Consider the following 25976-nt stretch of genomic DNA (forward strand, 5'->3'; position numbering starts at 1 on the left):
ATTGATTAATAACCCGGATTTTGAATACCCAAAAAAGGATTAGCAATTAATTCAGTTTGCGGAATAGGAAATAAGGCATCAGTAGAATTCCACCCTGGTTTCAAGACCGACAATACAGCATCCAGTTGATTAGATCGTTTAAGGTCAAAAAAACGATGACCGTGTTCCGTAAAAAACTCCCATCTTCTTTCCTGTAGGATAGCGGTCAGGGTTTCCTCTTTGCTTACAGCAATTGTTTCTGGTAATCCTGCGCGTTTTCTCACAGCGTTCAGGTCTTCTTTGGCACCTATTAAATCACCCTGTTTTGCTCTCGCTTCAGCACGAATAAGATACTGTTCAGCAAGTCGAAAAACAATAGAATATTCTTTAGAGGCAGTGGTAACGGTTTGCTCTTTGTATTTATAAGCATGATACCAATTAGAGGAACCTTTGGTTACCATTTTGATCCAGTTGAGTTTACGCCCGTCTGCAGGATCAAAAGAATTGATTAGATTGCTATTCAGGGCTACAAGTTGCGGTGGTCCGGCAGTAAAAATAAATAAGGAACCTTCTTTCGTATTTTGTCCGGCTGTGGCCGACTGCAATTGCCAGATGGTTTCTTTAGAGTTGATTAAAAAAACGTCACTCAGTTTTGGGGTCAGCACGAATAAGGCAGTCTCATTAAGAACGGCAGAAGCTTCATTGGCAGCCTCAGCATACAATTGGTTATAGAGATAAACTCTCGCAAGTAAGGCTTTCGCTGCATATCGGTTCGGGATACTTCTGTCTGCCGGATTGTATTGTATCTTTAGTAAGCCGATAGCATGTTCCAGATCTGCAATTATTTTTTTATACACCTCACTAACAGGCATGCGGGTTACTTTGCTGTTGGTTCTGTAATCCGTAGTGGTAATATAAGGCACATCACCATAAAGGTTAGCAAGATAAAAATGAAGCAAAGCGCGGATAAATAGTGACTCACCTTGTAGTTGTTTTTTGTGCTCCTCACTAATATTCTCGTTTTTTTCTATCGCTTCAATAATAGAATAGGCAGCGTAAATATGATTATAACTCGTATTCCAGTAGGTAGCAATAAGAGTATTAGTAGGCAGAAGTACATTATTATAAAAATTAAAACTGGCATTTGAAGGAGTACCGTAAGCAGTAATTTCATCGCTGTAATTGCCTAGTTGGTTCGAAAGACCGGTATTATTTCCTGTAAGTATTCCTCTGTCTCTTATTTTTGCGTAGATATCCGTTAAGGCGGCATTCGCAGTAGCATAATCTTCAAAAACGGTTTCTTTTGTCAGTTGGGAATTGGGTAGTGGCACCTCGACAAACGAATCGCAGGAAACAAACAAAAAAGAGAGCATCCATAAGCGTATGATATAGAAGGTAATAATGTAAATAGCTTTCATGTTTTCTAAATTAAAAGGTTAATTGTAAGCCTGCGGTTATCACTTTTAGAGGAGGCAGGTATCCGGTAAAAGTAAATTCAGGATCACCGCCTTCATACGGGGTAAAAGTCAGCAGGTTCTGAGCCTGTAGTGAAACAGTACATTGCGTACTTTTAAGGCTTAGCGGAACTTTGTAAGAAACAGAAATGTTTTTCAAACGAACATAGGAAGCATCCGTTATACTGCCAGTACTTTTATTATATAAATTGTCTCCCTGCACCGCAGCACTGTTTACTCCTGTTGTATAAATCTGATAGGAAGCAGTATCTCCCGCATTGATCCAGCTGCTGCCTGCTGTAAGTGGTTGGTTGGTCATTTGCCCTGCAAAACCCATTGCATACTTGATGTTATCCTGCTTAACAAACTGAAAAAGAAAATCCAGTTTCCAGTTTCGATAGCGAAGCTGATTTTGAAGGCCTCCAAAAAACTCAGGATTCAGGTCAGCTATAGTTTGTTGGTCTTCAGGAGAAGTTATTCTTCCGTCCTTGTTCAAATCTTCAAATTCATACACGCCCGTTTGCGGGTTGACACCTTTAAAGTTATAAAGCAGCAGTATATTCAAAGGTGCTCCAATTCGATATTTTTGACTGTAGGTAGAGGTTGCAAGTCCGGGAAATGCAACAAGGCGGTTACGGGCAAAAGTCAGGTTAACGCTGGTAGTCCAGTCAAAATGGGGCGTATTAAAATTTACAGTACGCAAAGTAAATTCCCATCCTGAATTTTCTACTGTAGCAGCAAGATTAGATTGTAGTGAGGTAAAGCCTGTTGTACCCGGCAACGGAACGCCTACAAGCTGGTTAGAAGATCGGTTGCGGTACCATGCAGCGGTAGTAAAAATCCGGTCTTCCAAAAAGCCTAGTTCCAGTGCTGCCTCGAGTTTTTTATTGGTTTCCCATCCAAAATTAGCATTAAACAAACGGGTAGGTTGCATCCCTACAGTATTGTTGTAATTAGCACTGGCAGTGGTATACGTGTCCAAAAACATATAATCACCAATCTGGTCATTACCTGTAGTACCAAAACTGGCACGTACTTTACCAAAACTTACCCATGGTAATGCAGAAAATAAAGATTCCTTATAAAACAGCCATGCTGCCCCAACAGCTCCAAAAGCAGCAAATTGGTTCCCCGGACCAAATCGGCTGGAGACGTCACGACGGGCAGTCAGGTTCAGGATATAGCGCGAATCGAAACTGTAATTGAGTCGCCCAAAAAACGCCTGATACTTATATTGGGTGATTTCATCAAGCAGTATTTTAGGGAATTTAGCAGCTGCCAGATTATAGATTAGGCTGTTGGAGCTAAAACCACTTCCGGACTGATACAGCTTTTCTGTAGTCTGTTGCTGAAAAGTAGCGCCTAAAAGCACATCTAGCGAATGGCTTCCAAGCTGCTTTTTCCAGTTAATCTGTGGTTCGGCAATCCATGATGAGCGGTCGGTATCATTAACGTAAATAGCAGATTTGTCACTCGTAATATTAAAAGCAGGGTTATAGATTGTCGAAGGAGAAGTACGGGTTTCAGTTGTGCTCAGGGCAGTATAGCCAAAACTGCTTTTGAGTACAAGCTGTGGCAATAGCTCATACGATACTACTGTATTGGCTACAAGGTCGTTGGTTTTCGATTCAAATTTGGCGTTTAAATTTCGCAACGGATTATCCCATGTCCCGTTCTCCCAATTCAGATTGCCGTCTGCATCATACAAAGCTGGGGCATTAGGAGCAAGCGCACGTGCATCATAAGTAAGGTCAAAAGCAGGCAGGTCGTTGTTCTGCGCAGTATACCCGCCGGAAAAAGTGACCCTGAATTTGTTGTCTGCAGAGCGGTGGTTGATATTGATTTGCGCACCGCCTTTTTTATATAAAAAATCCCCAGGAATAGACTGCACCCAAAAGTTTAGACAAATTTATAATTAATTTTGATAATGATGAGCTCGATATTGTATCGGGCTCATTTTGTTTAAATTTGACTTGATTCTTTCTCTATTGTAATAGATAATATAATTTTCGATATCTTGTTTTAATTGACTTATAGAACTGTACTTTTTAAGGTAAAACAATTCGGATTTTAATATCCCGAAGAAGTTTTCTATAATCGCATTATCCAGACAATTCCCTTTTCTGGACATACTCTGTACGATTCCTTTTTTTTCAATAAATGCTGGTATTGTTTCATTTGGTATTGCCAGCCTTGATCAGAATGTAAGGTCAAATTAGTATTGTTTGGTATTTTCTTAAATGCTTTTTTTAACATCACGACCACTTGACTAAATACGGGTCGTTCCGCTAGCTCATAACTGATAATTTCTTGGTTGAATAAGTCTATAATAGGCGATAAATATAGTTTTTTTCCTGATACATTAAACTCGGTTATGTCGGTTGCCCATTTTTTATTTGGAGCTTCTGATTTAAAATTGCGTTCCAAAATATTAGGTGCGATTTTGCCCTGTTCCCCTTTATATGATTTATATTTCTTTATTCTAATAATGCTTTTTAGCCCTAATAGCTTCATCAATCTGAAAACTGTTTTATGATTGATAGTTATCCCTTTATTGTTCAATTCGTCGGTAATTCTTCTATAGCCATAACGACCTTTGTGCTTGTGATAAATGGATTTTATAAATTCTTTTATGATTTGATACTTATCCACAGATTTGTTTTGTTTTTCATAGTAGTAAAAACTGCTACGTGCCATATTAGTACGATTCAAAAGTAAATCTAAATCATATAAATGCCTTAATTCCATTATGGCTTGCGCTTTTTGGCTGCTTCTTCGGCTTGAATTAAGGCTTGTAGCTTTTTTAGCAAATCGTTCTCACAGCGCAGGGCTTCAATTTCCAAGAGAAGTTCTTCTTCCCTGGATAATGGCTTGTCTGATTTGCGTTTTTTACGTTTGAAATTGCTCATAGATTTGGGCCTGCCTTTGGGTTTTGGTTGTAATGCTTCAACTCCAAAGTTAGCAAAATCTTTTTGCCATTTTAACAGAATAGCTGCATCGGCAATATTAAACTTCACCGAGGTCTCGCGTAAGGAAAGTGATTCTTTTTTAATGGCTTTTAGAACCTTTAACTTAAAATCAACCGTATAATTATGATTCCTTCTAGGTAATAAGCCGTCTTTGCCGTATGCTTTATAAAAAGCTACCCATTTACGGATATTGGACTCGTCCAAACCCTTCAATCTTGAAACATACACGTTCGAATAATGTTTCTTTAAAACTAATTCTACACATTCTAACTTAAATGCATAATTGAATTTTACTTTTCTGTTCATAAAAAATGCCCCAAATAGTGTCTAACTTTTTGGGGCATGTTCAGAAACACCGTGGTTTCCTGATGATAATTGCCGCTCAGCAAAAACTGAGTGCGCTCTGACCCACCCGATAACGTACCCTGAATATCCTGTTGCAGTGATGTACCTCCCAGCAGTTCCTTTTGCCAGTCGGTATAGCGATTCTGGTCCCAGGTGCCGTTAATATCGTAATCGGTCGCGCCATAACTCAGCCCGTCGTTTACAAAAGCCTGTAGGCGCATCGCAAGATACTGTTCTGTATTCATGAGTTTCATAAATTTCGTTACAGTTCCTGCACCCGTTGCCGCATTAACCGTAAAAGTAGTTTTACCCGCCTTTCCTTTTTTGGTGGTAATCAGCACCACACCATTCGCACCACGCGAACCGTATATAGCCGTAGCATCGGCATCTTTCAGCACTTCGATGCTTTCAATGGCATCGGGATTGATGCTGTTGAGCGGACTGGTAACACTCGGGTAAGTAGACGCAGTCTGGTTATACCCAATGGGGTCAGACGCATACGGAACCCCGTCTATAATATACAAAGGCGCATTCCCATCAGTACGGATGCTGTTCTGTCCACGTATCTTGATGTCAAAACCGCCTCCGGGCACTCCGGTGGTCTGTGTAATGCTCACACCCGCCATACGCCCCTGCATCGTAGCCAGCACATTAGTCACAGGCTGGGTTTCAATGTCCTTAGCAGTAATGCGGGCAATGCTTCCGGTACGTTCGCTTTCTTTTACCGAATAGTATCCGGCATTCACCCGCACTTCCTGCAAGGTTGTGGTGTCAGGATGCAGTACAATAGCAATTGTAGTACGCCCCGCAACAGGAACGACAGCCGTTTTAAAACCGATAAAAGAAACTACCAAAGTATCCTGAGGCGAAGCAGAAAGACTGTATTGACCGCTATAATCTGTAATAGCAGTAGCATTGAGTTTGCCTTTTAGGGTAATCGTAACCCCGGGCAGGGGAGCAGTACCATCTGTGACAGTACCCTGAATGTGATGTTGTTGAAGAAAAGTGGATGATTTCCGGACTCCGTTTTTGGAGTAAACAGGGAAGAAAGACAATAATGAACCCATTAAAAATAGGCAATAAAGAGCCTTGCCACCCTTAATAAATGAAAATTTATTCATAATATTGGGTTGGTTAGTGAAACGTTGGTTTTGTTAGCTAAGGTCCTCTACGCTAGTTTGGCGACGAAGTAGAGGGCCATTTTTTTTGTCATGGCGAAAGGCGAAGCAATCGCACTAAAATATTATTCTCTCATAGGCAGCAAAAGGGTATAAGTTAGTTTTGGCTGCGAAACTTTAAAAAATAAATTAGAAGTATTGGCTAAGAATCTAAGTGGAGTAATAAGCATAAAAAAGGCGCGGAACTCAGCTTAAACGTCTCTGGCACTTGGCATGGCCACCACAAATAAGTGAGCCCACGCCAAAGACGTGAGCACCATACTTATCATCTCGTGGTATAAACTGCCAAGTTTTGAGCCGAGATTCAAAGCGAATGCTTCAAATATTTTTTATTAGAAGAATCGCAAAATTAATAAATGATATTTATTATTAAGAATAGATATCACAATCTTTCTCAAAGATAAAAAATATTATTTGTAATCCAAGTGGTTTACATGATATTATAGAAAAAAATCAAAATTGCAGTATGGCAGAATTGACAAAAGAAGATACTATACTACAAAAAAAGATAGCAGAAAGAATCCAGTTTTTACGTTTGAAAACTGGGCTTTCACAAACAGATTTTGCCCAAAAAAACCATATTGATAGGCAAGTAATTAATAGGTGGGAAAGCATTAAAAACAAAAGAGGCGTAACTATATATTCTATTCAAAAATTTTGCAAAATGTTAGATATAACGTTGAAAGATTTTTTTGATGATGAAGAATTTAAGAAAGATGCTTAGGCATCTTTTTTTATTTTAAAATTAAATTTAAAACGGGTAATTATACGTGGTTTCTTTATATTCCAAAAAACTAATTTGCGGCTTTAAAAAGCAATTATGGAAAACCGTAAAGTAAAGTTAAAACTGTTTTATATGTTTGTTATTGAAAATTAATCAGTTGATGTCTTAAAATATACAAGATAAAAATGCATTCTAATTATACATTTAAAATTGGGTAGATTGGCGAATGTTTCTTTCAGATATAAATAATTTAGGACTCATACTAAAATTATCGCATTTCAAAACGAAATTCACTCTTAGAAAATGATAACAAAAATAAACCTAAACAATGTAGCAAGCTATAAAAGTCCAACGGCTTTAGAAACTGATAAAAAAGTAAATCTAATTTATGGTTTAAATGGAACAGGTAAAAGTACTTTATCAAACTTTCTTAATAAACAAACTGAAGAAAAATTTAAAAATTGTTCTGTTGACGGATTAGATGAAAATAAAGAAATACTTGTTTACAATCAATCTTTCATTCAAGAAAACTTTTTTGAACCTGAAAATTTGAAAGGAATTTTTACACTTTCAAAGGAGAATAAAGAAGCAGAAACAAAAATAAGTAATGCTAAAAAAGAAATTGAAAAACTTGAAATTGAAAAAGAAACAAAAGATAAAGAATTTGTTATTGAGCAATCTTCAATAAATCAAAAAACTGAAAATGCGAAAAATACTGTTTGGAAAATCAAAACAGATTATAGCGGTGGTGACAGAGTTCTTGAATTTTGCCTAGAAGGATATAAAGGTTCAAAGGATAATTTATTCAGCTATATTATAGGATTACCCAAACCAGATCAAAAACCGACAAAAAGTATTGACGACCTAAAAAAAGATTTACAATCTATTTCAGGAAATAATGCAGAAAAATACCCTTATTTGCCTAAAATTAGCTTTCCTGCACAAATTGTAGAAAACGAGCCTATATTTACTAAACAAATTGTTGGTAATGAAAATAGTTCTGTATCACAACTAATAAAAGAACTTGGTAATTCTGATTGGATAAAAACCGGCTTACAATACTTACCTACAGAACCAATAAAAGAAAATGAAATTTGTCCATTTTGTCAAGAAAAAACCATTTCAAATACATTATTAGAAAGTATTAAGAATTATTTTGATGCTTCGTACGAAGCTGATATAAGTTTTTTGAAAGCTTTTTTAGCAGAATATTCACTAATAATAGAATCAATTCCAAGTAAAGCAATATTTGAAACAAATCCAAAGTTTGAAACAAACAAAAAGGATTTTGAAATTAAGCGATTAAAATAAAATATATGTTTGAAGACTTAAAAGAAATTTGGAGGAATATTGAGCCAAAGGAAAAAAGTTATTTGAAGACAGGTTTGTATATAATATTAATTATTGGCTTTGTATCAGTATTTCTTCTTCCTTGGCTACTAACGCGAGAAAGTATATCTTATGTCGACTATAATAAAACGGGAGCTATAGGGGATACTATAAACGGGATAGCTGGGCCATTTATAGCATTAGCTGGAGCAATTTTAACTTTCTTGGCATTTTATATTCAATATAAAGCCAATTTAGAACAAAGAAATCAATTTACTAAAACAATAAAAAACCAAGAAAAGGAAACTAGAGAACAACTTATCCAGTATAATAACAATTTAGAAAGACAGAATCAGGAAAAAAAGGAACAAGATAAAGTATGGAAAATTGAAAGATTTGAAAATCAATTTTATGAAATGATTAGACTTCATAAAGAAAATGTTAATGAAATTTCAATTAACTTAACTACTTCATATTGCATTGGAAAAGAACAATATATTAACGTTGTAAAATTAAATGGGAGAGAAGTTTTTAAACATTTACTCGAAGAAATAAATATAATTTATTATATAGCTAAAAGTAGCTATATTAAGAATACAAGTCCCAATTCTCTTATTAATTATGCATACGGATTATTTTTTCACGGCAATCGGTATGATAAAAAAATAACTATCACTAGTCCTGAAGAGGAAGAGTACATCAAATTTATAAATACCATAATTGATATTAATAACGACCATAAATCTACAGACTTAACTCAATTAAAAACTATTGTTGAAAATCATATAGGTTTTAAAAATGCTGTAAATTTAAACTTTATATTAGGGCAGGGGCATTCATCATATTTAGCACATTATTATAGGCATTTATATCAAACTGTCAAATTTGTGGCCGACCAAAATGAAGAATTTATAAGATATAATGAAAAAAGAAAATATCTAAGAATTCTGCGAGCACAACTCTCAAACCAAGAACAGGCAATGTTATTTTATAATTGGAAATCCAATTTCGGAAAAAATTGGGAAAATGATACAAATCATTATCTAACTGATTATAGAATGATACACAATATTTATAATGAACTTATAATCAAAGATTTTAATCTTATAAAAATCTTCAATCTAATGCAAGAAGAACCTACTTATAGAGTTGAGGAAGGAAGAGCAAAGGATATGTTATTTGAATTTGAAGATTGGGAAAAAGAAATTTTAGACTAAATAATTCTTTGTAATACTTTACAGTTAAATTATGGAAAACTTCGAAGAATTTCAGAATAGATTTGATGATATAACATTCTCTCTTTCAAGAGATGATATTATGGAGCTTAATAAGTTGGATAATGGACCTTTGAATAATGTAATTAGCCGAATCAATAAGCATTGTTATGGTGTTACCGTTGTTGATGGGAATAGTCAAATAAATATAGAAATGTTTTATGTGACTAATGACAATGAACTACAAGGTTATATTATTAATTTAATCTTAGATGAAAAGTATTATTTTCATCTTTTAATGCGCTTTGCAACCTTTCTTGCAGAACAATTTGAAGATGTAAATGCAATTTCTGCATTTAATACATTTCAAATAAAACTTCGAGGATTTTTAGAAAAGTTAGATTTTTTTACTACTACCTCATTAGAATTGAAGCCCTACTTAGGTCAAAATGCTGTTATGGTTTCTACTGGTTCAAGAGGAATTAAAAATATTATCTTAATTGAACACGCTGATTTTTATAGAGATTTCTTTAATAAAAATTACAAACTTGAAAGAATAAAGAATTCAGAATATGTATACTTGATGGTAAATAGTGATTCTGGCTATATCAAAATTGGTACAAGTATAAATCCGCATTATAGAGAAAAAACTCTTCACTCTCAGGAACCAAAAATATTTTTGATTGCTCAATGGAAGTGCAATAAACATGTTGAAAAACAACTTCACGAAAAATTTAAAGATAAAAGAATTCGAGGAGAATGGTTTAATTTACAATTGAAAGATTTAAAAAATATAGAAGAATTTATGTCTAATTACAACTAATCATGATTTAAAAAATGTTGTATTTTATAATCTCAATTTTATTTTTTGTAATGAAAGAAGTCAATGTATTTATTTGAACTCAGTTATACTCTAAAAATTAATTATAACCTTCTAGGGAATGAACCAAAAAGAATATTTCAAAATAAGTGAACAAAAAAAACTTCCTGCTAGATGCCCTATATTACAATATTGTACAAGAAGAGCTTACACGATATATTTTTTTAATGATTTATCAGGAGGAGAGACTAAAAGTATTGTAGAAATTCTTCAAAAAGAGGATTTACTAATCTCTGATTTTACAGATAAATCTATAAAAATAATAGGAGAAATGCCTTCATATATAAATGGAAGACATTATAAAGTCTACGAAAATTTTTGCCCAGAAATTAACTTATTCGATCCAATTGGATTCAGATATTCTAGAAAAACGGCTAGTTCAAGTGGAGAGTGGGATGATTTAAGAAAAGTTAAATTCAAAAATTTAGACTATAAACATTATAGCGAATGCTCAGAGTTTTCTAAAATTCAATTTGAGAGAAATATAAATAGAAGAAATATGGCAGATAAAAGGAAAAACCCAACTTATAGGCAAAAAGTTAGGCTTTTGCAAGAATCAAAGAATAAATGTGCTTTTTGTGCTTTTTCGGATGCAGGAAGAATCCAGTTTCATCATATTGATGAAAATTCAGCAAATACAATATTAGAAAATTTAATTTCAGTTTGCCCAAACTGTCATTCACTGATTGGAGAAAAAGCAATCACAGAAAAAGAGGTACTGATTAAAAAAGAAAATCTAAAGAATGATTATTTATTAAGCTTGAAGGAATATAAATCAAGTATTGAAATATCAAACAGTACATTAAATACGCCAATTTTAGGAAATAATAACGTAGTTAATTTGACTATAAAAAGTGCTCAAAAAAAAATAATCCAAAAATATCCAGAAGGATCTATTGGACAAAATGTTATTATGTATGGCTATTCTAAATATTTAGCAGATAGATATTCTGAATTTAAAAATTTTGAATTAAAATCTAAAGGACAAGTTTTTAACTATGCAAGTTTTTATGGAAAGGTAAAAAAGGATTTTAAATCGGGAGGATTTTTTCATATTCCTCAAACTCGTTTTTTAGAATTAACATCATATTTGCAAAGAAATATTGATAGAACTGTTTTAGCAAAAATAAATAAAAGTAAAGGTGTTACACGAAATTATATTTCATTAGAAGATTACCAATCAGAAAACAAATAATTAATTTGTAATTGAAAGTTATTTATTGACATAATCCAAACCTGCTCTCAGAAGTGTTCCTAATGAAACGCTGTGCAAAGTCGGAGACGTTTGCACAATTTTTTTAATGTTTTTGTAAATTCAAAACCTCTTAAAGGCTCCCGACTTTAAATAACTGTTTTGTGTAATTTGGTTTAATTGAAAGAGTAGAGGCAACCAATTATTCTTTTGATCGTTTGTAATCTTTTTTGGTTATTTTTGAGAAGATATAAAACGAAACCTAAGTAGATATGAGAATATTTGTTTCGCATATACAGGTTGGTGATATAAATATACTACAATGAATCATATAAGTTTAAAGGAGGCACATATCATTCAAAAAGTAAATCGTGTTTTATCGGATATTGGTTTTGACGTAAAAATAATTGAATATATTGGGTCTACACCAAGTCCAGATTTAGTTGCAGAAAAAATTGTAGACAATAAAATTTATAAAATTGCTATTGAAATAAAAGGCGATTCAGGTCAAAGAAAAGCATTAGCTAATGGAGTTGAAACACTTAATAGAATTCAATTACGAAATAAATATGATAAATTGCTATTAATCATTCCTAATCAAATTTCTTTTAAATCAAGTTATAAAAGATTAAAATATAAGAATTTAAAATACAATCCTGCGGGAATAGAAATTATTGATGTCGAAGGCCTGGACAAATGGGCCAATAGTCTTCCTACGAAAGAGGAAATTAATAATGTTATATTTTACATTAGACAATTAAATAGAAATTTGATTAAACTTATCTCTGAAAATGCAAATAACTTGAAAATGTTAGAATGGCGTGATTTAGAAAGAGTAATTGCTGAAATATTTGAAGGTTTAGGTTTTGAGGTGACTTTAACGCCTTCAAGCAAAGATGGAGGAAAAGATATCATTTTGGAGTGCAAAATAAATGCCATTTCTAAAACATTTATTGTAGAAATAAAACACTGGAGAAGTCAACAAAAAGTTGGTAAATTGGCGGTAAAAGAGTTTAGCCAAATAATAATTAACGAAAAAAGAGAAAAAGGACTTTTTTTATCTACCTATGGCTTTACTAATAATTACTTTGAAAGCTTAACTGAAAGAGAAAGAAAATTGGTTCATTTTGGTGATCAAGGTAAAATTGTTGAACTATGCAAAAAGTATGAAAGAGTAAAAGGTGGAATATTGAATCCAGTTGATACTTTTGAAGAAATGTTGTTTGAAAATACTTTACAATAATATCCTCTGGCTGGCGCGAGTGTCACACTCGTGCACACAATCAAAATCAATGAAACTTTCTATACTTTAAGAGTAAATATTTAAATATTCGGCTTTATTGTTTGTAATCTTTTTTGGTTATTTTTGAAAATATATAAACGTAATAAACATTCGTATAAATACCCAATTTCGGGTAGAGTTTCGCAACTTTAACTGCATATAAATAATTTAGGCACAAGCTATAAGGACTATGAATAAAAGAATTTCCAAAATATCGAATGATGTACAAGACAGAAATTCTGTTGCTTGGAAAAAACTATGTGAATACATTGATCAGGTTGCTGAAAACGGAACCGACGAGTTTGTTCCGAGAGAAGCTCTTGGAGACGAATTGTTTGCTAAAATTTTCACTCTTCCGGAGTCAATCATAAAACTTAAAAAAGTTAAGAAAATTGGACTTTATGGAAGTAATCTGAAGAGGATTCCGCCTGAAATTGGACAAATGGAATCGCTTGAGTTTTTCGACCCGTATACTTCTTATGACTTACATTGGTTTCCATTCGAGATTTATAAGTGTAAAAAACTAAAAGACAGTCGAATCAGCACGAGAGCACTTTATGGGAATTATAAAAACCGAATGGGATTTCCAAAACTTGACCACAATCCAGTTAGATATTATGGAGACAATTTAAAATGTAGTGTCTGCGAAAAGAAGCTAACATACGAAACAACCAACCAGATGTGGATTACTGCACACGTCGGCACTGATACAATACCAATGCTTGCTAATTTATGCTCAAAAGATTGTGAGCAGGAATTGCCTAAACCACCAAAAAATTATGTTAATTTTCCACATAAAGGCGGAGCTGATTTAAAACAGCCAGATATGGATGAGTTTGACTACATAAGGGCCAATTATCGAGCTGTAACTCTTGAAGAAATTGAGTCTGGTAAAAAAGAAACTAAGAATGGAAAACTGAAACTTTTGAAATTAATTAGAAAGATTTGGGAAAAATAAAGGAAAAACCAGTGCCTAACAGTGTCCCAATTGGCGCTCGTTTGCAACGAGTGCCACTTAAATTGTTATCCCAAAAGTAGCGTTTGCAACGCGGCCAAAAATAATATTTTGAGCTTACACTACTGTTAAAACATTTTACAGGTGAGCGGTATTTTGAAATTTAATTTATACATTTGTATTATAATTAGGTGCTAAAAGGCAGTTTTTCAGCATTCTACCTTAAACCTGAATTAAAGAAAGCAGTTTTTACCGGAAAGCTGCCATAAGTATTCTAATGGAAAAAAGTATTAATATAGCACAGGTTTTCCCAAAACATCTTTTCTGGGATATGGATCTTGATAAACTTGATTTTATCGAAGATAAGGCTATTATTATACCAAGGGCACTCTATGCCACCACTTCAGAGACATTTGAAGATGATATTTTAAAACTCGAACAGATTTATGATCGTTCTGAAATTGTTTCGAATCTTCAAAACACTAAACAGAACATCAGCAATATGGTATGCCGTAAGGTATCCGAAAGATATAATATTCCATCTTTCAGCAGATATAGTCTTGTTGGAATATGAGCGCAGTCTCTCCCGTCCTAAGAAAAACCATTCAGGAGTTATTTACACTTCCTTCCTTAGAGAAATTTGGTTTGGGAGGTGGAACCAATTTAGCTTTGCAGTATAATCATAGAATATCAGACGATATCGATTTATTCTGCCATGAAATAATAGGTTTAGCAGGTTATGAACAAATTATAAATGAGGTTAAAGGTTTATATGGCGAAAAAGTATTCGGCATAAGTTTTCCCTGCGATATAAACGACCAGTTTACATTTTTAAGGTTTTTTCTTAAGGCAGACGGACTGACCATCAAAGTCGAAGTAATACAGAACATGAAGCATCTGGATCCAATAGAAGTAACAGAAGGTATACGGGTGTTCTCTAAGAAAGATATTGGGCTTTATAAACTTTCGTGCGCTGTTAATCGCGGAAGCAAAAAAGATATTTACGATTTAGATTTCATTACCAATGATATCCCATTAATTAAACTCTATCAACTGCTCCAATCCAAAACCGAACGCTATTGCGAACCTGAAGATAAATCAATTTTTGATCTGGACGGTGTATGCGCAGTAAAACATCCCGAAAAACTTCTGGATTTTGACAATATTCCTACTTCTGCCAATATTCCGGCACATACACATGATAGCATTAACATCATAGAAGGAGGCAAAACTTTTGCTGTGGCCAAAATTGAATGGCGTAGTAAAATGAGAAGGCTTTATGAATATTTAGGCCTTCAGTTTCCTGGCCCAAAAGGCATTTCAATCAGATAGGAAATTCCTCGTTCCCCGCAGTGTTCCTAATGAAACGCTGGCATATGTCTTCGACTTTGCACAATTTTTTTAATGTTTTTATAAATTCAAAACCTCTTAAAGTCTCCCGACTTTAAATAACTGTTTTTGTAATTTGGTTTTATTGAGTAGAGTAGAGCTAAGCAATTATTCTCCTGCTCTCCGAAGGGCTCTTAAAAGTTACACAAACGTCTTTTTAGATTTTACGGATAAACAAGTCTATTTTAAAAACTTTTTAAAATTGCTAAAGTACTGAAAGTTGAAAATAGGTATTTACACTTGATTCATTTTTTAGTAAAGAACTATTTTGGCTTTCAAAATCTATTAAATGTGGAAAACCGTAAAATGGAATAAAAATAGTTTTGCATTTTTGATAAAAAGTTAGTTAAACTCTTTATTGACAAAAAAATAAAATCCATTTTCGAAAAATTCAACGAATATTCAAATTTATCAATGAGATACATTCCTAATTTAATCCCAGAAAAATCACAAGTATTAAAGGAATATTTTAAAGAAAATATTCATGCTAAAAAAACATCAAATTCATTTCAGCTATTTTCATCATGGCTTGGTGGTATATTTTTTTTACTTTTTGCATTGAGTACATTAAAACATCCATTATTGACACTAATTTTAGGGTTTATTGGTTTTGTTCTCATACCACCAGGTCACAATTATATTGAGAAAAAATTTAGATTTTGTTTTACTACAAAGATAAAATCCATTTTAACTTGCGGTCTTTTCTTGTTTTCTATTCCTATTCTGGAGCATTACAATGCCATCGACAAAAAAGAAGCGCAGCAATTAAAGCTTAAAAAAGAGAAGGAAGAAAAACTTAGGTTAATAGCCGAAAGAAAAGAGCAAATTAGAAATGATAGTTTGATTTTTTATATTAATGCAAGTTCAAAACTAGCAGATAATCATAAAACTAACGAAGCCTCAAAAAAACTCGAAAAAGCAAATTCTTTTGCAAAATTACCCTGCTGTCCGAAGTGTTCTATTCTAGTGCTGTGCATTCTTCGACTTTGCACATTTTTTTAATGTTCTTATAAATTCAAAACCTTTTGAAGTCTCCCGACTTTAAATAACTGTTTTGTACAATTTGGCTTTTTTAAGAAGAGTAGAGCAACCATTTATTCTTTTGATCGTTTATAATCTTTTTTGGTTATTTTTGAGAGAATATAAAACGAAATAGAATTGCGCCAATCTACCTTGAAATGGAGTGGATATGCGAATGTTTGTTTCGCATATAAACAAGTTAGCGGTGATTTTCTAGAACATCTGATTTAATTAGAACTATTGATTTTTATGAAGATAATAATAAACATCAAAACAATCATCTTTATAGAGAAACTACTAATGTTAAAATAAGTGGCTATCATATTGATTAAAATATAGAAAGTTATATATTTGCAGTATGAAAAAAATCATCACAAAAGAATCAATAATGAAATCTATAACCAAAATGGTTGCAGATAAAGCTACTGTTCGTTCTTTTTTGAAGGGAAACACTTCTATTGAAACAGTAACTCAAAAAGGTATTAAGTTTGCCAAACCTTTATAACTACACTTTTAACGAAGTTACAAGTACTTATAATTTTACTACTAAAAATAACATCGAATATAAAGTTGTATTTATAATTGATGAAACTCTTGATTCTGTATCTGAAGATACTATTGAAAATGTATATCAAGTAATTATTGAAAAAGTTAGTGACATTATTGAACCTTTTGATAGTGCCGTTGCGCGAACAATTGATGACATAATAAAATCTTTCTTTGAAAATGCTCAAAATTCTTTAATTTATATCTGTTCAGAAGATGAAGAAAAGGCAGAAATTAGATTCAATGTATTTGACAGATGGTATTTAAATAGCACTTTCAATGAATTTGTGACGAAAATTGACAATGTTATTAATTGTGAAGCCAATGGAGAAACATACTTACTTTATACTTCCTTATTGTACCATAATGACAATCCAAACGTAGATTATGTTCTTACTGCATATAATAGCATTGAGGAAGTTTTAAACTCAAAATAAAAACCCCGCTGTCCGAGGTGTTCTATTCTAGCGCTGTGCAAACGTCTTCGACTTTGCATAATTTTTTAAATGTTCTTATAAATTCAAAACCTCTTAAAGTCTCCCGACTTTAAATAACTATTTTGTGTAATTTGGTTTAATTGAAAGAGTAGAGGCAACCAATTATTCTTTTGATCGTTTGTAATCTTTTTTGGTTATTTTTGAGAATATATAAAACCAAATAGAATTGCGCCAATCTACCTTAAAATAGGTGGATATGCGAATGTTTGTTTCGCATATAAATAAGTTACCTCCTATATCACATAACCAAAATGAGAAAAACACTTCTAAAATTTCATCTAATTTCAGTTTCGTTCTTAATTGTAAATTTTTCATGTGGAATTTCTTTTGACATAAGCTTAAATTATAGAATAACATTACTTGTCAAAATATTATTTTATTTATCCGGAATAGTTTTGTTTTTCCTTAATCTTAAACCATTTAAAAAGATTGCCCCGCTCCCGCACGAATCCTTTCGTGTGGGCTTTCCGTTCAGTTCAAAATGCCACCTTCTCACCGGAGAAAATCATACTGAAAAACTATTTATAAGAATATAGATAAAATCATTTAATAAACTCCTAAAAACAAATTACCCAACTGGCGCTCGTTTGCAACGAGTGCCTACTTAAATTGTTATCCCAAAAGTAGCGTTTGCAACGCGGCTAAAAACAATACCCCTCTCCGAAGTGATTTATGAAAGCTAAACATCCTCTTTTGCTCTGGTCATAGTTGCATAAACAAACCGTATTTTTAAAACACGTAAATATACTCGACTGTTATATAGTCTTTTATGATTATTTTTGAGAAAATATAAAACGAAATAGAATTGCGTCAATCTACCTCAAAATGGGTGGATATGATAATGTTTGTTTCGCATATAAATAAGTTATCGGCTATTCTAACAGTCATCAATAATGTGGAACACTAAAAAATAAATAAAATGGAGCGTATATTACTTTATTACCCATCAATCAATATCCCTGATGGAAACTGGTTAAGAAACTCTTTGCTATACACAGACAAGGTTGCAAGCATTTTCCCTTTTGAAAATATTGAGGACGAACGAGTAAATGATGAAACAAAAGCTCTATATGATGAGGGGCTATATAAACCTATTTCAGCTTTTAAAGAATTTAAACCATCAGATAAAGAGTTAGAAACGTTCGAAACGAACTTTATAGATACTTTGAATTCAGAAGAATTTCAAAAATTACAAAATATCTATCAGAGATATAATCGACAAAAAAATCTAGGATTTGGTGATTATGCGATGTATGTTAACAAACTTACTGAAAACATATCTGATTATTTAAGACACACTAACCGTCTAAGATTCGACTATTATGAAGAGGTCAGAGTTGAAAAATTTTCAGCGATAATTTATATGTCAATGCTTGCTGACTATTTAGCTTGTGTAAATAAAGACTTGGTGATTCCATCAACCGACCAACAAGAATTTGAGAGACTTGCATTTCAATTGGCAGACAACAAGATACTAACTCACAGAATTCAACTTGACAATTGCTTACCTACTCCTTCACCTGCCACATCAATAAAAGATATAATTAAATTTAAAAAGAAAAGAAAGTTCGAATTACTCCAATTCAGAGAGGTTCTAGACAAAGTTGAGTCAGAGATTAATTCTACGGATAATTTAGCTGATAGGAAATTGAAACTGATACAATTCCATGAAAAAATTCAAAAAGAATTAATAGAGATAAAAAAATTATTAGGTGACTCCAAATTAGATTTTGCTCTAAATTGTTTCAGTTCTCTTCTGGACTTTAAACAGAAAGAAGTTGCTGGAACTGCCACAGGCTTAGGGCTTGCAAGTGCTGGACTTGCTGCCAGTATGCCATTTGTTGGATTAGGTGCTGGTGCATTAATTCTCTCCGGGACACTCGTTTCATCATACAAAAAAATCAATAGACAGGTTGAATCAAACAGCTCAAGCTATCTTTATTTCGCACAACAAGCTGGAATATTATCATGATGAGAAGAACAGCCGATAACAAGGTATTGCCAAAAGCGGAGGTGACGAGCTTCTATGACATTTTTGTGCTTAACAGAACTTTAGTTTTTCAAATCAACATTAGTGCTGAATTCCCAACTGGCGCTCGTTTGCAACGAGTGCCTACTTAAATTGTTATCCCAAAAGTAGCGTTTGCAACGCGGCTAAAAACAATACCCCTCTCCAAAGTGACTTATGAAAGCTAAACATCTTTTTGCTCTGGTCATAGCTACATAAAACAAACCCTGTTTTTAAACAGGTAAATATACTCGATTGTTATATAATCTTTTATGGCTATTTTTGAGAAGATATTCAAAACACAAGCTAAAATATGATATTGACTATTAGTATTGTTTCTGTCGTAATAATTAGTGCTCTATTGGTTTACCGACAGCTAATAGAAAAGAAAAAATATCAGGATACTACTTACCTGTCTAATTTACAGCAAATTATTTTGTTTTTCGATACCATACAAAATTTTGACGACTATGTTACCTGGGTACAACGAGACGAGATAAAAACAAGGTTCTCTGCTGTTGGAAAATACTTTAAAAACAAAACTTCTTTTTACAGAAAAGAAGAAAGTATTAAAAAATTCAATGACGTTTTCCAAGACTTTGACAATTACATAATGGAGTACAATAAAAACTACGTTCTGTCTCAAAAAGAAAAACTAAATCAATACTTCGATAACATTGAAGGCAAAAAATTAGACGATCAACAACGATCGGCATTAATAACAGACGAATATTCAAACTTGATTATCGCTGGCGCAGGTTCGGGGAAAACCTTAACTATTCTGGGTAAGGTAAAATATTTAATAGAGCAGAAAAAAGTAAAACCTGAAAACATTTTACTTTTATCATTTACTAAAAAAACGGTCGATGAATTAAACGAAAGGCTAAAAAACATCGGCCTGGACGCACGGGCAACTACTTTCCATAAACTGGGTTACGATACCATAAAGAAATACCACGCAATTGTTCCTGCTGTAACAAATGCAAACACATTAAGCAATGTTGTAAAAGCATACTTAGAGAAAGATATTTTTAATAATGCAGAAGCGCTGGAAGCCTACATCGTGTATGTTGCGTGTTATATGAATATTCCGGAAGAACACGAAAGTTACAATTCGCTTGGCGAGAAATTAGATACCGAAAAAGGGGTCGATTTTCAGACTTTAAAAGCGAAATGCGAACCGGAACCGTTAAACAAAGTGGCAAAATCAGTCCTGGACACGATGCAGGGCGAAAAAGTAAAAAGTGTTGAAGAACTTACCATCGCAAATTTTTTGTATTTGAATGGCATTGAGTACGAATATGAAAAACCATATCCTTTCGGCAATACAATGTATCGCCCCGATTTTTATCTGAAAGAGTACGATATTTATTTAGAACATTTTGGCGTTGACGAAAATAATAGGGCAAAATGGCTTACACCCTTTAATGAAAAAAAATATCTCGAGGATATGGAGTTAAAAAGAGAAACTCACAAGACGCACAACACCAAACTTTTAGAAACATATTCCTATTACAATCGCAACAAGATTTTGCTTGACAAATTAAGAGAAATGTTGAACAACGAAAATGTAGCTTTTAAGCCAAGAGACGTAAAAAGGATCTACACAAAAGTGGCAGATAAAGACAAAAATTTTGGCAAAGAAATTACAAAACTAATTGAAACATTTATCAACCTCAGCAAATCAAGACAATTAAACTACGATTCGATCACCTCTTTATTTTCAGACAAGAATAAAATGCATAACCAGTTTATGCTTGAAAGACAGGGAATTTTTTTAAAGTTTGCGCTCCAGATTCTCAAAAAATACGACAATGTGCTTAAAGAGATAAGCGAAATTGATTTTAATGATATGATAAATCAGGCAACTGACCTTATAAAAGAAAACAAACCGCAATACAGCTATCAGCATATTATCATAGACGAATATCAGGACATTTCATATTCACGTTTTAATTTAATCGAAAAAATTCGGGAGTTATCAGGAGCAAGATTAATTTGTGTTGGAGACGATTGGCAGTCCATTTATCGGTTCGCGGGTAGCGACATTTCGTTGTTTAGTAATTTTGAAAAATATGTTGGTAAATACGAGCAGTTGTTTATCGAACAAACGTATCGCAATTCACAATCGCTTATTGACATAACTTCTAAATACATTCAAAAGAACAAAAAACAAATTCAAAAAAATCCAAAATCTAAAAAAGAACCTTTAGAAAACCCAATTAAGTTTGTTTATTATTCACAAGACAACGCCGAAGATGTTTTCATAAATGAAATCCAGGCGCTAATAGACAAAAATGGTAACACACCAGTTTTGGTTTTAGGACGTCATAGTTTTGACATAAATGAATTTATTAAGCTCACGCCAAACAGTAAAATAAAATATGACGAACGCAGCGACAAATTAGAAATAAAAGGCTTTGAAGACATTGACATTAAATTCATAACGGTTCACAAATCAAAAGGTTTAGAAGCAGACAATGTAATGGTGTTAAACCTGAAAAATCACTTACTTGGCTTTCCGAACAAAATGACAGACGATCCGATGTTGTCGTTGTTGCTTAGCGATGATGAAGAATACCGTTTTGCAGAAGAACGAAGATTGTTTTATGTAGCACTAACAAGAACGAAAAACGAAGTCGTACTGCTTATCCCGACTGATGTTTCTCTGTTCGCTGAAGAATTAATAGCAGACAACGATTTTTTATTTACTGCAAACAATGAAAAACGAAGCAAAACAAATTGTCCATATTGTCAAACCGGTCATCTCGTAATTAGACATAACTCCATTAAAAACAATCAATTTTTAGGTTGTTCCCATTATCCCGTTTGTAATCAAACTTTTAGCAATATCGAAATTTTAGAAGACAAGATACTTTGTCCGGGTTGCGAAAGTGGGTTTATGACAAAAAGAAACGGAAAATACGGAGATTTTCTTGGATGTACTAATTATCCTAAATGCACAAACACGATAAATTTACAATGACAATTCCTGAAAAGTGAATAACAGTTTGGTGCAATAATTAATTCCTTTTCTTCTGATCTTCGAAGTACTAATTAAACGCTTGTAGATATCTCGTTACGCATGCATTTGTTTCCCATGATTTAATATTGAATTTAATTCCAATATATAAAACGTTTAATTCTTCAAAAGGAGACAGGCTGCCATCAATCCAAAGGCATTTTGATAAGTTTTTAATCTCCAAAAACAGCTTACGAAATAGTAAAAAAACATGATGCCAAAAACAAATACTTGGAAGAATTCCTAACCATCTTTCTCGATTTAGAGAACACAACCGGATTTGATTACTTAAAATTTAGGGAAACTATTCAGCCTTTGATAACGATTGCCAGTAATAATGGGTTCTTGTTTATGAGAGAATAATTAAGATTTAGGCATTACCTACTATGCTTTAAATTATTTTAGATAAAAATGTAATTATTTTAAAAACAAGTGTATATACTTGTTTTAGGGTGTTTTTTTATGTTTATTTTTGAAAAGATAATGAATATGCATATTGGCTTAATAGGTGGGATATGCATTAAATCAAAATTACTAGATATTTCTTTTGGTATAGCTGATTGTAGAGATGACGGGGTTGAAAATTTACTACGGAAAGGACTTATAAAATCGAGAAGGATTAATGTTACGGAAAATCCGAATGCAAAACCGGAAAACTTCATTTGTAGATGATAAAATCTTAAACTTTAGAAATTATGAAAACGAGAATTTCTTTAGCAATAGTGTTGCTATTGGTTGCTGTGGCTAGTTGGGGGCAATGCAATTGTGCTCCCGATTCATTAAAAAATAAAAGAAACGATATTTCGGGAAATGAATTAGGCGTACAACCATACAATGCCGTTACACATCTTTTTGTAAAACGAATGTATAGCGATTTTCATCCGTCAACAGCATCATTTATTCGAAAAGACGTATTGATTACGGCTAATCATTGCTTGATAAGAAGTCCTTTTATCTCAAAAATAAAAATGAGTATAAGCGGAGTTGTTGTCGAGTTAAAGAAAAGAGATTTTAAAATATATCATTATCATCGGTCATTATTTCATAAAAAGTCAAAGGATATTGCAATACTGGTTTTAACTTCACAAGGAGTCGAGAAAATTGAAAGTTTAAAATATTCATTTTTTGATGCTTATGCATTTAATAATTCAACTCAGGAAAATCTAAAAATACATCTTACTGGGTTCCCTTGCGATAGACAAGATAAATTGGTTGACAAATTTTGTTCATTTAGAGAACTAAAATCAAGCAACAACGCTGTTACTGTTGGTTATCCCAATCTATTCACTTGTAAAGGAGATAGTGGAGCACCGTTATGGTATGAGGATAATGGATATTTTAAATTGATTTCAATTCATCACGGAGGTAATGATTTCGGTGCATTTGGAACGGATGCAGTAAATATCGGAACGAAAATTACTGATGATGTAATCACTTGGATAAACAGTAAGATTTCAAACAATTAAAAATTATGGCATATTATAGCTTGCTTCCCGCAGATGTACAATCATTACTTTTAGAAAGGCACAATATACGACGTCAACTTTTGCTTTTTGATAAGATATTTCTATTTCACGATTTTGAAGTTTATAAGAATATTGAAAAAGAGGTATTAATGATAGCAGAACAGGCCGGATTAGTAGCCTATGAATATATGAAAAGTTTTTATCGTGATATTGAAGAATTATGGAAAATTGGCAAAGCGGAACAAATCAATATAAATATTATCGGTTTAGAAACAGATGCTGATGCGATAAAATCAAAGGAAGAATATTTATATCATAAACAAAAAAGCGAATTTGCTATCAATCGCCTTGATTCAGGTGAAATTATTTCAGAAGATGAGTTTTTAGAATCAGCAACGCACGGATTGTTGAAGAGTAGTCTGGAAAATAGAATTGCGGCAGCATATTATAACAAACATAATTTCAAAGGCGGAAAAATAATTCCCTTAATAAGTAAAATTGAGAATCAAAAAATTGAGAATATGTCTGAAATGCTATTAGTAACATTGAATAAACTGCCAATCATAAATGAGGCGGTTCCAATAACTGAAATAGTGCAATATAAGAGTGAAAAAAATCTTGACTATGCAAAGCTGTTAAATTGGTTAAACACTCTTAATACAGAAAATTTTAACTTTAATGAATTTAACGACAAAATAAATTTTTTAAAATTAGAATATGAAGAAAATTTAAAACTACATAGACTAAAATATTCTTATTCAACTTTTCAGACAATCATTTCGTGTACAGCAAATGTTATAGAAAACTCATTAAAGCTAAAAATAGGAGATGCTGTTAATACTATTTTTGATATTAAAAAGCAAAAAATAGAATTGTTACAACAAGAGAAAACATTGCCCGGTTCGGAACTGTCTTATGTTGTAGCTGCAAACACAAAATTTTAGACTTCTCTGGCTTCCCCGCTGTCCGAAGTGTTCTAGCCTAACGCTAAGTAAATGTCTTTGACTTTGCGTAATTTTTTTATGTTCTTGTAAAATCAAAACCCCGCCCCGGATCCCCGCAGTGTTCCTAATGAAACGCTGGCATATGTCTTCTACTTAGCGCAATTTTTTTAATGTACTTGTAAATTCAAAATCTCTTAAAGTCTCCCTACAGTAAATAACTGTTTTATGCAATTTGGTTTTATTGTATAGAGTAGAGCTAAGCAATTATTCTCCTGCTCTCCCAAGGGCTCTTAAAAGTTACACAAACGTCTTTTTAGATTTTACGGATAAACAAGTCTATTTTAAAAACTTTTTAAAATTGCTAAAGTACTGAAAGTTGAAAATAGGTATTTACACTTGATTCATTTTTTAGTAAAGAACTATTTTGGCTTTCAAAATCTATTAAATGTGGAAAACCGTAAAATGGAATAAAAATAGTTTTGCATTTTTGATAAAAAGTTAGTTAAACTCTTTATTGACAAAAAAATAAAATCCATTTTCGAAAAATTCAACGAATATTCAAATTTATCAATGAGATACATTCCTAATTTAATCCCAGAAAAATCACAAGTGTTAAAGGAATATTTTAAAGAAAATATTCATGCTAAAAAAACATCAAATTCATTTCAGCTATTTTCATCATGGCTTGGCGGTATATTTTTTTTACTTTTTGCATTGAGTACATTAAAACATCCATTATTGACACTAATTTTAGGGTTTATTGGTTTTGTTTTCATACCACCAGGTCACAATTATATTGAGAAAAAATTTAGATTTTGTTTTACTACAAAGATAAAATCCATTTTAACTTGCGGTCTTTTCTTGTTTTCTATTCCTATTCTGGAGCATTACAATGCCATCGACAAAAAAGAAGCGCAGCAATTAAAGCTTAAAAAAGAGAAGGAAGAAAGGCTTCGGTTAATAGCCGAAAGAAAAGAGCAAATTAGAAATGATAGTTTGATTTTTTATATTAATGCAAGTTCAAAATTAGCAGATAATCATAAAACTAACGAAGCCTCAAAAAAACTCGAAAAAGCAAATTCTTTTGCAAAACTACCCGTTGACCATGAAAAAATTATAGTTGAGAAAAATAAAATTTCCTCAATAAAAACTTTTGATCTTGTTGATTCAAAAAAATACAACTTGGCTATACCATTATTAAGTGAACTAATTTTAAAAGATAGTAGTAATTCAAAACTATTTTACAACAGGGCAATTTGCTACAGTAAAACAGGTCAGATTAAAGATGCGGTTAATGATTGCAAAACAGCAATGAGATTAGGGGATAAACCAGCTGAAAAATTATATGATAAAATAAATCCAATAAAAAAGCGGATAGCTTATTATGTTACCCGCTGTTGTGATGGTTCTACATCTAATGCAACAGGAAGAGGGGCTTGTTCGCATCATGGCGGTGTTTGTAATTGGAGTGAACCAGTTTATGAAGAATATAGAAAATACGAATAAGATATGAGCCAGACTATTTTTCAGAATGTACCTCTTGTAAATACAAGTTTTTTTCAAAAACTATTTAAACAATTACC

General features: G+C 32.7%; 24 protein-coding genes. 18 read left to right on the plus strand and 6 right to left on the minus strand.

Annotated features, from left to right (window positions below):
- Positions 1-5: 5 nt before the first annotated feature.
- From OZP09_RS17725 to OZP09_RS17745, 6 genes are read right to left on the minus strand one after another with little or no spacing between them, the layout of a single operon-like run.
- Positions 6-1397, minus strand: a complete 1392-nt coding sequence (locus OZP09_RS17725) for a RagB/SusD family nutrient uptake outer membrane protein (RefSeq protein ID WP_269235000.1) — start codon at positions 1395-1397, stop codon at positions 6-8.
- 10 nt (positions 1398-1407) lie between these two features.
- Complete coding sequence (locus tag OZP09_RS17730; protein WP_281309750.1) at positions 1408-3324, minus strand: TonB-dependent receptor domain-containing protein; 1917 nt, start codon at positions 3322-3324, stop codon at positions 1408-1410.
- A gap of 24 nt (positions 3325-3348) precedes the next feature.
- On the minus strand, positions 3349-3564 hold the full coding sequence (locus tag OZP09_RS22690) for an IS3 family transposase (RefSeq protein ID WP_432419431.1): 216 nt from the start codon (positions 3562-3564) through the stop codon (positions 3349-3351).
- On the minus strand, positions 3525-4181 hold the full coding sequence (locus tag OZP09_RS17735) for an IS3 family transposase (protein WP_281309427.1): 657 nt from the start codon (positions 4179-4181) through the stop codon (positions 3525-3527). The genes OZP09_RS22690 and OZP09_RS17735 overlap by 40 nt, the downstream gene beginning before the upstream one ends.
- Complete coding sequence (locus OZP09_RS17740; RefSeq protein WP_269235004.1) at positions 4181-4708, minus strand: helix-turn-helix domain-containing protein; 528 nt, start codon at positions 4706-4708, stop codon at positions 4181-4183. Before OZP09_RS17740 ends, OZP09_RS17735 begins: the two co-directional genes overlap by 1 nt.
- Positions 4705-5868 carry a TonB-dependent receptor plug domain-containing protein gene (locus OZP09_RS17745; protein WP_349293608.1) on the minus strand — a complete coding sequence of 388 codons (1164 nt, stop codon included), beginning with the start codon at positions 5866-5868 and terminating at the stop codon, positions 4705-4707. Before OZP09_RS17745 ends, OZP09_RS17740 begins: the two co-directional genes overlap by 4 nt.
- Before the next feature lie 523 nt (positions 5869-6391).
- On the opposite strand from OZP09_RS17745, the gene OZP09_RS17750 reads away from it, so the two are divergent.
- The 18 genes from OZP09_RS17750 to OZP09_RS17835 all read left to right on the plus strand — a co-directional run bounded on the left by OZP09_RS17750 (position 6392) and on the right by OZP09_RS17835 (position 25899).
- The gene (locus tag OZP09_RS17750) at positions 6392-6649 is read left to right on the plus strand and encodes a helix-turn-helix domain-containing protein (RefSeq protein WP_269235005.1); all 258 of its coding nucleotides are present in this window, start codon (positions 6392-6394) and stop codon (positions 6647-6649) included.
- Positions 6650-6952: 303 nt separating this feature from the next.
- Positions 6953-7960 carry an AAA family ATPase gene (locus tag OZP09_RS17755; RefSeq protein ID WP_269235006.1) on the plus strand — a complete coding sequence of 336 codons (1008 nt, stop codon included), beginning with the start codon at positions 6953-6955 and terminating at the stop codon, positions 7958-7960.
- A gap of 5 nt (positions 7961-7965) precedes the next feature.
- Positions 7966-9195, plus strand: a complete 1230-nt coding sequence (locus OZP09_RS17760) for a putative phage abortive infection protein (protein ID WP_269235007.1) — start codon at positions 7966-7968, stop codon at positions 9193-9195.
- Positions 9196-9226: 31 nt separating this feature from the next.
- Positions 9227-10015 (plus strand): GIY-YIG nuclease family protein, encoded by a 789-nt coding sequence (locus OZP09_RS17765; RefSeq protein ID WP_269235008.1) that lies wholly within the window; start codon positions 9227-9229, stop codon positions 10013-10015.
- A 118-nt stretch (positions 10016-10133) separates the two neighbouring features.
- The gene (locus OZP09_RS17770; RefSeq protein ID WP_281309751.1) at positions 10134-11267 is read left to right on the plus strand and encodes an HNH endonuclease signature motif containing protein; all 1134 of its coding nucleotides are present in this window, start codon (positions 10134-10136) and stop codon (positions 11265-11267) included.
- A gap of 319 nt (positions 11268-11586) precedes the next feature.
- Complete coding sequence (locus OZP09_RS17775) at positions 11587-12507, plus strand: restriction endonuclease (protein ID WP_269235011.1); 921 nt, start codon at positions 11587-11589, stop codon at positions 12505-12507.
- 229 nt (positions 12508-12736) lie between these two features.
- Positions 12737-13504: a hypothetical protein gene (locus OZP09_RS17780; protein WP_269235012.1), complete on the plus strand. Its 768-nt coding sequence runs from the start codon at positions 12737-12739 to the stop codon at positions 13502-13504.
- A 274-nt stretch (positions 13505-13778) separates the two neighbouring features.
- Positions 13779-14075: a DUF6922 domain-containing protein gene (locus OZP09_RS17785; protein ID WP_269235013.1), complete on the plus strand. Its 297-nt coding sequence runs from the start codon at positions 13779-13781 to the stop codon at positions 14073-14075.
- Positions 14072-14833, plus strand: coding sequence for a nucleotidyl transferase AbiEii/AbiGii toxin family protein (locus OZP09_RS17790; RefSeq protein WP_269235014.1), 762 nt, complete (start codon positions 14072-14074; stop codon positions 14831-14833). The genes OZP09_RS17785 and OZP09_RS17790 overlap by 4 nt, the downstream gene beginning before the upstream one ends.
- A 471-nt stretch (positions 14834-15304) precedes the next feature.
- Complete coding sequence (locus tag OZP09_RS17795) at positions 15305-15892, plus strand: hypothetical protein (protein WP_269235015.1); 588 nt, start codon at positions 15305-15307, stop codon at positions 15890-15892.
- A gap of 376 nt (positions 15893-16268) precedes the next feature.
- Complete coding sequence (locus tag OZP09_RS17800) at positions 16269-16415, plus strand: hypothetical protein (RefSeq protein ID WP_170227628.1); 147 nt, start codon at positions 16269-16271, stop codon at positions 16413-16415.
- On the plus strand, positions 16399-16893 hold the full coding sequence (locus OZP09_RS17805) for a DUF6169 family protein (protein WP_269235016.1): 495 nt from the start codon (positions 16399-16401) through the stop codon (positions 16891-16893). The genes OZP09_RS17800 and OZP09_RS17805 overlap by 17 nt, the downstream gene beginning before the upstream one ends.
- A 979-nt stretch (positions 16894-17872) precedes the next feature.
- Positions 17873-18925, plus strand: a complete 1053-nt coding sequence (locus OZP09_RS17810) for a DUF6236 family protein (RefSeq protein ID WP_269235017.1) — start codon at positions 17873-17875, stop codon at positions 18923-18925.
- 349 nt (positions 18926-19274) lie between these two features.
- Positions 19275-21947: a UvrD-helicase domain-containing protein gene (locus tag OZP09_RS17815; RefSeq protein WP_281309752.1), complete on the plus strand. Its 2673-nt coding sequence runs from the start codon at positions 19275-19277 to the stop codon at positions 21945-21947.
- A gap of 267 nt (positions 21948-22214) precedes the next feature.
- On the plus strand, positions 22215-22346 hold the full coding sequence (locus tag OZP09_RS17820; protein ID WP_269235020.1) for a hypothetical protein: 132 nt from the start codon (positions 22215-22217) through the stop codon (positions 22344-22346).
- Between the two features lie 332 nt (positions 22347-22678).
- Complete coding sequence (locus tag OZP09_RS17825) at positions 22679-23449, plus strand: trypsin-like serine peptidase (protein WP_269235021.1); 771 nt, start codon at positions 22679-22681, stop codon at positions 23447-23449.
- Between the two features lie 5 nt (positions 23450-23454).
- Positions 23455-24393, plus strand: a complete 939-nt coding sequence (locus tag OZP09_RS17830; protein ID WP_269235022.1) for a hypothetical protein — start codon at positions 23455-23457, stop codon at positions 24391-24393.
- Between the two features lie 570 nt (positions 24394-24963).
- Positions 24964-25899: a hypothetical protein gene (locus OZP09_RS17835; RefSeq protein ID WP_269235023.1), complete on the plus strand. Its 936-nt coding sequence runs from the start codon at positions 24964-24966 to the stop codon at positions 25897-25899.
- The last annotated feature ends 77 nt before the right edge of the window (positions 25900-25976 follow it).

The organism is Flavobacterium flavigenum (assembly GCF_027111255.2).
GTDB lineage: Bacteria > Bacteroidota > Bacteroidia > Flavobacteriales > Flavobacteriaceae > Flavobacterium > Flavobacterium flavigenum.

What these genes read in the sequence shown, in the direction of transcription:
- OZP09_RS17725 (WP_269235000.1), bottom strand. Translation starts at nt 1,397, where the DNA reads ATGAAAGCTATTTACATTATTACCTTCTATATCATACGCTTATGGATG.
- OZP09_RS22690 (WP_432419431.1), bottom strand. Translation starts at nt 3,564, where the DNA reads ATGTCCAGAAAAGGGAATTGTCTGGATAATGCGATTATAGAAAACTTC.
- OZP09_RS17735 (WP_281309427.1), bottom strand. Translation starts at nt 4,181, where the DNA reads ATGGAATTAAGGCATTTATATGATTTAGATTTACTTTTGAATCGTACT.
- OZP09_RS17740 (WP_269235004.1), bottom strand. Translation starts at nt 4,708, where the DNA reads ATGAACAGAAAAGTAAAATTCAATTATGCATTTAAGTTAGAATGTGTA.
- OZP09_RS17745 (WP_349293608.1), bottom strand. Translation starts at nt 5,868, where the DNA reads ATGAATAAATTTTCATTTATTAAGGGTGGCAAGGCTCTTTATTGCCTA.
- OZP09_RS17750 (WP_269235005.1), top strand. Translation starts at nt 6,392, where the DNA reads ATGGCAGAATTGACAAAAGAAGATACTATACTACAAAAAAAGATAGCA.
- OZP09_RS17755 (WP_269235006.1), top strand. Translation starts at nt 6,953, where the DNA reads ATGATAACAAAAATAAACCTAAACAATGTAGCAAGCTATAAAAGTCCA.
- OZP09_RS17760 (WP_269235007.1), top strand. Translation starts at nt 7,966, where the DNA reads ATGTTTGAAGACTTAAAAGAAATTTGGAGGAATATTGAGCCAAAGGAA.
- OZP09_RS17765 (WP_269235008.1), top strand. Translation starts at nt 9,227, where the DNA reads ATGGAAAACTTCGAAGAATTTCAGAATAGATTTGATGATATAACATTC.
- OZP09_RS17770 (WP_281309751.1), top strand. Translation starts at nt 10,134, where the DNA reads ATGAACCAAAAAGAATATTTCAAAATAAGTGAACAAAAAAAACTTCCT.
- OZP09_RS17775 (WP_269235011.1), top strand. Translation starts at nt 11,587, where the DNA reads ATGAATCATATAAGTTTAAAGGAGGCACATATCATTCAAAAAGTAAAT.
- OZP09_RS17780 (WP_269235012.1), top strand. Translation starts at nt 12,737, where the DNA reads ATGAATAAAAGAATTTCCAAAATATCGAATGATGTACAAGACAGAAAT.
- OZP09_RS17785 (WP_269235013.1), top strand. Translation starts at nt 13,779, where the DNA reads ATGGAAAAAAGTATTAATATAGCACAGGTTTTCCCAAAACATCTTTTC.
- OZP09_RS17790 (WP_269235014.1), top strand. Translation starts at nt 14,072, where the DNA reads ATGAGCGCAGTCTCTCCCGTCCTAAGAAAAACCATTCAGGAGTTATTT.
- OZP09_RS17795 (WP_269235015.1), top strand. Translation starts at nt 15,305, where the DNA reads ATGAGATACATTCCTAATTTAATCCCAGAAAAATCACAAGTATTAAAG.
- OZP09_RS17800 (WP_170227628.1), top strand. Translation starts at nt 16,269, where the DNA reads ATGAAAAAAATCATCACAAAAGAATCAATAATGAAATCTATAACCAAA.
- OZP09_RS17810 (WP_269235017.1), top strand. Translation starts at nt 17,873, where the DNA reads ATGGAGCGTATATTACTTTATTACCCATCAATCAATATCCCTGATGGA.
- OZP09_RS17815 (WP_281309752.1), top strand. Translation starts at nt 19,275, where the DNA reads ATGATATTGACTATTAGTATTGTTTCTGTCGTAATAATTAGTGCTCTA.
- OZP09_RS17825 (WP_269235021.1), top strand. Translation starts at nt 22,679, where the DNA reads ATGAAAACGAGAATTTCTTTAGCAATAGTGTTGCTATTGGTTGCTGTG.
- OZP09_RS17830 (WP_269235022.1), top strand. Translation starts at nt 23,455, where the DNA reads ATGGCATATTATAGCTTGCTTCCCGCAGATGTACAATCATTACTTTTA.
- OZP09_RS17835 (WP_269235023.1), top strand. Translation starts at nt 24,964, where the DNA reads ATGAGATACATTCCTAATTTAATCCCAGAAAAATCACAAGTGTTAAAG.